Below are 7411 nucleotides of genomic sequence, written 5' to 3'. Positions count from 1 at the left end.
CGATTGGTCTTGGTGGTAAAGGCAATGATGGAGTAGCCGCCTTTGTTAAACAGACAATCGGTTCAATCGGCTATGTCGAATATGCTTATACCCGTCAAAGCACGGTGCCTTATGCTTTAATTGCCAATCATGATGGCCGTTTCCCGCATCCTTCCACCGAAAGTTTCAAAGCGGCTTCGGCTTCGGCTGATTGGACGCATGCGGCTGGTAATAATATTTCCCTTCTGGATCAGAGAGGTGCAGAAAGCTGGCCCATCGTTTCGACGACTTATATTCTTTTACATCGCACCCCAAGCAAGCCTGAAGTCACGGCTAAAATCCTAGAATTCTTTGATTGGGGATATCAGAATGGCGATCAGGATGCTTTATCTCTTGACTATGCGCCATTACCGAAAGAAGTGAAGACGTTCATCCGCCAGCAATGGGGATCGAACATTCAAATTAACGGGAAAGCTGTCTATAACGCTGCCCGATAGGTATATTCTGGCTGTTTGTTGTAATATTCCACATCAGCCTAAACAGATATGAGGAAAAAGATGATAGCTGTCAGAAGAGAGTCGGATAAATTTTATGAGTGATTCTGCCTTGTCCCAGCCTTCTCGATTAAATCGTCTTTTTCCTTCGGGGTCTTTCGGAGAAATGATTTTCCGTTCCCTGTGCTTTTCGGCTGCAACGCTGACCCTTGTTGCTATGGCTGGCATCATCGTGGCTTTGGCTATCGGTGGCTGGCCAGCCTTTAAGGCTTTCGGATTTAACTTTTTCCTATCCAGTGAATGGAATCCTGTTTCGGAAGTATATGGCGCAGCGGGTCCAATTATAGGAACATTGATTACCGCCTTTTTGGCGTTATTACTGGCTTTGCCACTGGCTATCGGGATTTCCGTTTTCTTGGTAGAATTCTGCCCCAGAATTTTGGCCAGACCTATTGCCGTTGCGGTGGAACTGTTAGCCGGCATTCCTTCTATTGTTTACGGTATGTGGGGGCTATTTGTTTTAGCGCCTTGGTTTGCCCATTATATCCAATTCCCGCTTCTGATACATGTTTCACCGGATACATGGTTAGGAAAAATGGTCGCGGGGGTACCGAATGGTGCCAATATTCTGACAGCCTCTTTGATCCTTGCCATTATGATTTTGCCTTATATGGCATCGGTCTTTCGGGAGTTATTCCTGACCGTGCCTGCACAGGTAAGAGAAGCCGCCTATGGCTTGGGAGCGACGCCTTTTGAAGTCGTCTGTTCTGTTATTATTCCCTATGTCAAAAGAGGATTGATCGGGGTCATCATGTTGGGCTTAGGCCGCGCTTTAGGCGAAACCATGGCTGTGACCTTTATCATTGGTAATACCCACAGCCTGCCACATTCTCTCTTTGATTCCGGTTCAACCATTGCATCAACGATTGCCAATGAATTTACCGAAGCCACTAGCGAAATGCATAGTGCAGCCTTAACGGCTTTGGGGCTGGTTCTGTTTATGATCACCTTTATGGTTTTGATTATGGCCCGGCTTCTTATTGGTAAACGGAGTTAGGCATTTTTATGAGTAGCAATTTAAAACGCCGCTTTATCAATAAAGTTTTTGTTGCCTTGTGCAGCTTATCGACTTTGTTGGCTGTTGGGATGCTCGCCCTTATTTTGGGGTCTCTTATAGTCAATGGTGCCGGAGGTTTGCATCTTTCGGTCTTTACACAAGATCAGCCATCACCCGGAATGTCAGGTGGCTTAAGAAATGCCATAATCGGTTCTATTGCCATGTGTGTGGTGGCTATGATTATCGCTGTTGTTCTAGGCATTATGGCTGGCACATGGCTTTCTGAATATAGCCGTAACTCTAAATATGGCCAAGCAATCCATTTCTTGAATGATGTTTTGCTTTCTGTGCCGTCTATTCTGGTCGGTCTTTTCGTTTATGAAATTATGGTGCGACCATTCCACGGATTTTCGGCCTTTGCAGGTGCCGTTTCTCTGGCATTGCTGGCTATGCCGATTGTGACCAGAACGACCTATGATATGCTACAGCTGCAACCCAACACGCTAAGAGAAGCAGGTATGGGGCTGGGGGCTTCTCAAGGTTTGGTTATCCGTTCGATTATTTGGAAAGCGGCAGCCCCCGGACTGTTAACCGGTGGTTTACTTGGATTTGCCCGTATCAGTGGCGAAACGGCACCGTTGCTTTTCACCGCTCTGGGTAATCAATTCCTGACTCTTAATATGACAGAACCCATGGGCAGTTTGCCAACGACTATCTTCCAATTCGCCATGAGCGCTTATGATGATTGGCGTAATTTAGCATGGGTTGGTGCCTTGCTCATTGCTATGGCGGTTCTAACCATCAATATTTTAGGACGCGTTATGACCAGAGGGGGAAAACGCTAATGACGAATAAAGACAATACGGTCGAAGACCTCGAACAGTTTATTGCGCCCCCAGCCGCAGAAAATCTCAATCTGGAAGCGCGCAACCTCGATTTCTATTATGGGACGCATCAGACTTTATTTAATGTCAGCTTACCTGTTGAGCGGAATAAAATTACGGCGCTTATTGGCCCCTCTGGATGTGGGAAATCCACACTTTTACGGATTTTAAACCGGATATACGCTCTTTATCCTCAGCAATATGCAGTGGGTCGCGTTTTGTTGGACGGAAAAGATATTCTGACCGACCATGATACGCTTACCCGTCTAAAAGAACGGGGCGATACTGTTACCCTTGATCCATTGGGTGATGATATTTCCCAAATCAGAGCGCGGATTGGTATGGTTTTCCAAAAACCAACGCCGTTCCCGATGTCGATTTATGACAATGTCGCCTATGGCGTTCGTCTTCATTTCAATAAATCGCGTCAAGAATTAGATCAGATTGTTGAGCGATCTTTGCATCGTGCGGCTCTTTGGGATGAAGTAAAAGATAAATTAAAAGAATCCGGTCTTAGCCTTTCCGGTGGACAGCAGCAGCGTCTTTGTGTCGCGCGTGGGCTTGCGGTTGAACCGGAAGTTCTTTTGCTGGATGAGCCAGCCTCTGCGCTTGATCCTGTTTCGACGGCAAGGTTGGAAGAAACCTTGATGGAATTAAAGAAAGACCTAAGCATCGTTATCGTTACCCATAATCTGCAGCAGGCCGCTCGTATTTCGGATTATACCGGCTTTATGTATTTGGGTAATATGATCGAGTTTTGTTCAACCGATCGTTTATTTGCTCGTCCGAAGACCCGTCGCGCCCGTGACTATTTAACGGGACGATTTGGATAAATTAGAGTTTTTTCTGTAAAAATAAACAGCCAATCCCTCTCAAATAGGCAGATCAATTATCTCTGAATTTTTGGGTAGGGGTTGGCTAATTTTTATTAAGAAGAGCATATTTTATATTGATATGAAATAAAATATTCTGGCTGTTTGTAATCATTATAAAAGCCTTTTTTAAACTTTCCTCCTGCCTTCATAAAAATGATAAACTTTCTATCCGGCTGTTTGCGCCAGACATATTTTCAGTTATAAAAGCGCTCAAAATAAGAAAGCGTTTATTAAGCGCCTTGCCTTTTTCGGCACAGGATCTGTCCTGTTCCTTTTTCGGAGAAGCTAATTCATGTCCCGTCGTCGCCAAATTTACGAAGGCAAAGCCAAAATTCTTTATGAAGGTCCAGAACCCGGCACCATTATCCAGTATTTCAAGGATGATGCGACTGCTTTTAATGCCCAGAAAAAAGGCATGATCAGCGGTAAGGGCGTTATCAATAATCGGGTTTCCGAACATATTTTTACCCTGTTAGCAGGAATCGGTATTCCGACCCATTTCATTCGTCGCCTGAATATGCGCGAACAATTGGTTAAACAGGTCGAAATTATCCCGATCGAAGTAGTAATTAGAAATGTTGCCGCCGGTTCTTTGAGCAAGCGGTTGGGCATTGAAGAAGGCACCCCGCTGCCTCGGACGATCATCGAATATTATTATAAAGATGATGCCCTCAATGACCCGATGGTCGCGGATGAGCATATTGCCTGTTTTGGTTGGGCTACGCAGGAAGAAATGCACGATATCGCTGACATGGCGATCCGCGTGAATGACTTTATGAGTGGTCTTTTTGCGGCCATCAATATTCGTCTCGTCGATTTCAAACTCGAATTTGGTCGTGTCTGGGAAAATGATTATAGCCGCGTCTTGCTGGCTGATGAGATTAGCCCTGACGGTTGCCGTTTGTGGGATATGGTTACCAATGAAAAATTGGATAAAGACCGTTTCCGTCAGGATTTGGGAGGCGAAGTCGAAGCCTATCAGGAAATTGCTCGCCGCTTAGGATTATTACCAGTTGAACCCGATACCGAGGTGTTGGATCTGGAATCCCACCGTAAAAATCGCGGTTTATAAAATATAAAGCCTGCTGCGGATGGAATATATCTTATTCTATCCGTGGCCTTGCTGATCCTTCTATTAGGCGCGCCTATCATTGCGTCTTTTTTCATCTTTTAGCCTGTTATAATGGGGCTAGCTTTTCCAAAGAATTGATCTTTATCTTGCTGCCAGAATGAAGCTGCTTGTGGATGGCTTGGAATAACATTGGATTTTCTGGCGCAGTTGACTTTTTGCCTGATGTCATTGAGACATTAGAAGAGATAATGTAAAATCATTTTCATGTTGAATGTCGAGGGTAGCTTTGCCCTTTCTAAAATGAGGTCTCAAGAAAAGACCCAGCGATCTCGATATAAAAATCTGCATTTTTACCATTTTAAACCCTTATCTATAAACAGGATTCTGTTATTCCATTTCTATGACCAGCCTTTCTTCCGACATTGAAAATATTTCCGAAACAGCCTTTGATAAGGCGTTATCAGAACGCTATCTCGCTTATGCTTTATCAACCATAACCTCCCGTTCTTTGCCCGACATCAGAGACGGGTTAAAGCCAGTACAGCGGCGGTTGTTATGGGCGATGCGGCTGTTAAAACTTGATCCGGCCTCGGCTTATAAAAAATGCGCCCGTGTTGTTGGCGATGTGATCGGTAAATACCATCCGCATGGCGATCAATCTGTTTATGACGCTATGGTGCGCCTTGCTCAAAATTTTGCCCTTCGTTACCCCTTGGTCGATGGGCAGGGTAATTTTGGTAATATTGACGGCGATAATGCCGCCGCTATGCGTTATACTGAAGCCCGTCTGACCACGGCGGCCTATGACCTTATGGAAGGCATGGAAGAAGGTGCCGTTGATTTTCGCCCTACCTACAATAGCGAAGAAGAAGAGCCAGAATTTTTTTCCGGTCTCTTCCCCAATCTTTTAGCTAATGGTTCAAGCGGTATTGCCGTCGGTATGGCGACTTCTATTCCGCCTCATAATGTGGCAGAATTGATTGATGCTATCTGTCATTTGATTGACCATCCCGAAGCAGAAACCAAAGAATTATTGCGCTTTGTCAAAGGCCCTGATTTCCCGACCGGCGGCCAAATCGTCGATTCTGTCGATACCATCCGTCACGCCTATGAAACAGGACGGGGATCCTTCAGGGTCAGAGCGCGTTATGAGGTTGAAGATATCGGTCGCGGCGGCTGGATTATTGTTATCAATGAAATACCGTGGCAGATACCAAAATCGCGTTTAATTGAAGAAATAGCGGCTTTGATAAACGAGAAAAAGCTGCCTATTCTTAGCGATATACGCGACGAATCCGATGAAAATATCAGGATTGTCCTAGAACCCAAAAGCAGGGCAGTTGATCCCCAGCTGTTGATGGATGGTTTATTCCATCTGACCAGTCTTGAAACGCGTATTTCGCTTAATATGAATGTGCTGGATAGCCATCATACGCCTGCGGTTTTACCGCTCCATACGGTTTTGAAAGATTGGCTGGCGCATCAATTTGCAATGCTACAGCGACGTTGTCGCCATCGTTTACAACGCATTGATGACCGAGTTGAATTGCTAGAAGGCTATCTGGCCGCTTATCTCAATCTTGATCGGGTGATCGAAATCATCAGAAACGAAGACGATCCGAAAGCGATCATGATCGCTGAATTCAAGTTAAATGATCGTCAGGCCGAAGCGATTCTGAACATGCGGCTTAGAGCATTAAAACGCCTAGAAGAAGCTGAAATTACAGCAGAGCGTGATAGCTTAAAAGAAGAGCGGGCAGGGCTTCAGGCTTTGATTGAAAGCGATGCTTTGCAAAGTAAAAAGCTGAAAGCGGATTTGTCTGCTTTGCGTAAGCGCTATAGCCTAAAAAGCAAATTAGGCGCACGCCAAACGCTGATTGAAGAACAAACGCCTGCAAAAGCCATTCCGTTAGATGCGATGATTGAGCGGGAACCCATGACCGTTGTGTTGTCAAAACGTGGCTGGATTCGGGGTCTAAAGGGTCATGTTGATCTGAAATCGACCGAAGCCATGCGCTTTAAGGAAGGGGATGAAGCTGATTTCACCTGCCATGCTTATACGACTGATCGCTTGCTGATAGCGACAGAAGATGGCCGATTTTATACTTTGCTTGCAGACCGACTACCCGGTGGGCGCGGTTTTGGTGAACCTGTGCGATTGATGTTGGACATCAGTAATGACACCAAGATAATGGCCTTATTACCGCTTAATACCGAAGGAAAGCTGTTGGTCGTTTCTTCGGGTGGTCGTGGTTTTATTACCCAGATGACCAATTTGGTTGCAGAAACCCGTAAGGGAAAACAAATTGTTAGAGTCAAAAAAGGCGAATATTTGATGGTTTTAAAAGTCATCGAAGAAGGTCATGACCATATTGCCCTTATCGGTGAAAATAGAAAATTATTAGCTTTCCCACTGTCCCAGATTCCTGAATTGGCAAAAGGAAGTGGTGTTCAATTACAACGTTATCGGGGCGGACATCTGTCAGATGCTACGACTTTTGCCCTTGAAGAGGGCTTGAGTTGGCCAATGGGCGGTGAATCTGGTCGAATAAGAACCGAAACCGATATGAAAACTTGGGTCGTTGCCCGCGGTGCTAGCGGGCGTTTGCCGCCGGTTGGTTTCCCGAAAAATAACCGTTTTTCATGATGGATAGGGCTTTGTTTTTTAATTAAAAATTTATCTTTATCCGTTATGACCCTTGTTATAGGTTTTTTACATAACAGTATAATATTATTTTTCTTTGTCTCGACATAGTTTCACTTATACAAATAAGGTAGCGAAATGATAAATATGGATACAATATTAAGATAATTTCGTGGCCTTATTTGTTGTCTTGATTTTTTATTTATTATTATTGCTTAACAGATAAAGTAGAGGCCGCTGGAAAATCAATTATGCCAGATCCTATATTAAAAACGACCGGTGTAATGAGTGACAGTGGTCGGCCTTTTGATGAAGCTTCAGAAAATTTACAACAAAGCTATTTCAATGCGATGCCTTTTCCGGCCGCGCTTATTACCTTTAATAATAAAAAACCCGTTGTTTTATT

At 44.6% G+C, this 7411-nt stretch carries 5 protein-coding genes and 1 pseudogene; all 6 read left to right on the top strand.

Going from position 1 to position 7411, the window contains the following annotated elements:
• Window positions 1–476: pseudogene (locus tag LDL18_RS08100) on the top strand (substrate-binding domain-containing protein); the annotation flags it as partial.
• Between the two features lie 94 nt (window positions 477–570).
• The gene (gene pstC / locus LDL18_RS08095; protein ID WP_296508535.1) at window positions 571–1530 is read left to right on the top strand and encodes a phosphate ABC transporter permease subunit PstC; all 960 of its coding nucleotides are present in this window, start codon (window positions 571–573) and stop codon (window positions 1528–1530) included.
• An 8-nt stretch (window positions 1531–1538) separates the two neighbouring features.
• Window positions 1539–2375 (top strand): phosphate ABC transporter permease PstA, encoded by an 837-nt coding sequence (gene pstA / locus LDL18_RS08090; RefSeq protein WP_296508533.1) that lies wholly within the window; start codon window positions 1539–1541, stop codon window positions 2373–2375.
• Window positions 2375–3247: a phosphate ABC transporter ATP-binding protein PstB gene (gene pstB, locus LDL18_RS08085; RefSeq protein WP_296508531.1), complete on the top strand. Its 873-nt coding sequence runs from the start codon at window positions 2375–2377 to the stop codon at window positions 3245–3247. The genes pstA and pstB overlap by 1 nt, the downstream gene beginning before the upstream one ends.
• A gap of 334 nt (window positions 3248–3581) precedes the next feature.
• On the top strand, window positions 3582–4361 hold the full coding sequence (purC, locus tag LDL18_RS08080) for a phosphoribosylaminoimidazolesuccinocarboxamide synthase (protein WP_011240892.1): 780 nt from the start codon (window positions 3582–3584) through the stop codon (window positions 4359–4361).
• 400 nt (window positions 4362–4761) lie between these two features.
• Window positions 4762–7008 carry a DNA topoisomerase IV subunit A gene (gene parC / locus LDL18_RS08075; protein ID WP_296508529.1) on the top strand — a complete coding sequence of 749 codons (2247 nt, stop codon included), beginning with the start codon at window positions 4762–4764 and terminating at the stop codon, window positions 7006–7008.
• The last annotated feature ends 403 nt before the right edge of the window (window positions 7009–7411 follow it).

The sequence above is a fragment of the Zymomonas sp. genome (assembly GCF_020216885.1).
Classification (GTDB): Bacteria; Pseudomonadota; Alphaproteobacteria; order Sphingomonadales; family Sphingomonadaceae; genus Zymomonas.
This window is presented reverse-complemented; position numbering and strand designations above follow the sequence as displayed.

Coding starts and splice junctions, on each gene's coding strand:
- pstA (WP_296508533.1), top strand. CDS start 1,539: ATGAGTAGCAATTTAAAACGCCGCTTTATCAATAAAGTTTTTGTTGCC.
- pstB (WP_296508531.1), top strand. CDS start 2,375: ATGACGAATAAAGACAATACGGTCGAAGACCTCGAACAGTTTATTGCG.
- purC (WP_011240892.1), top strand. CDS start 3,582: ATGTCCCGTCGTCGCCAAATTTACGAAGGCAAAGCCAAAATTCTTTAT.
- pstC (WP_296508535.1), top strand. CDS start 571: ATGAGTGATTCTGCCTTGTCCCAGCCTTCTCGATTAAATCGTCTTTTT.
- parC (WP_296508529.1), top strand. CDS start 4,762: ATGACCAGCCTTTCTTCCGACATTGAAAATATTTCCGAAACAGCCTTT.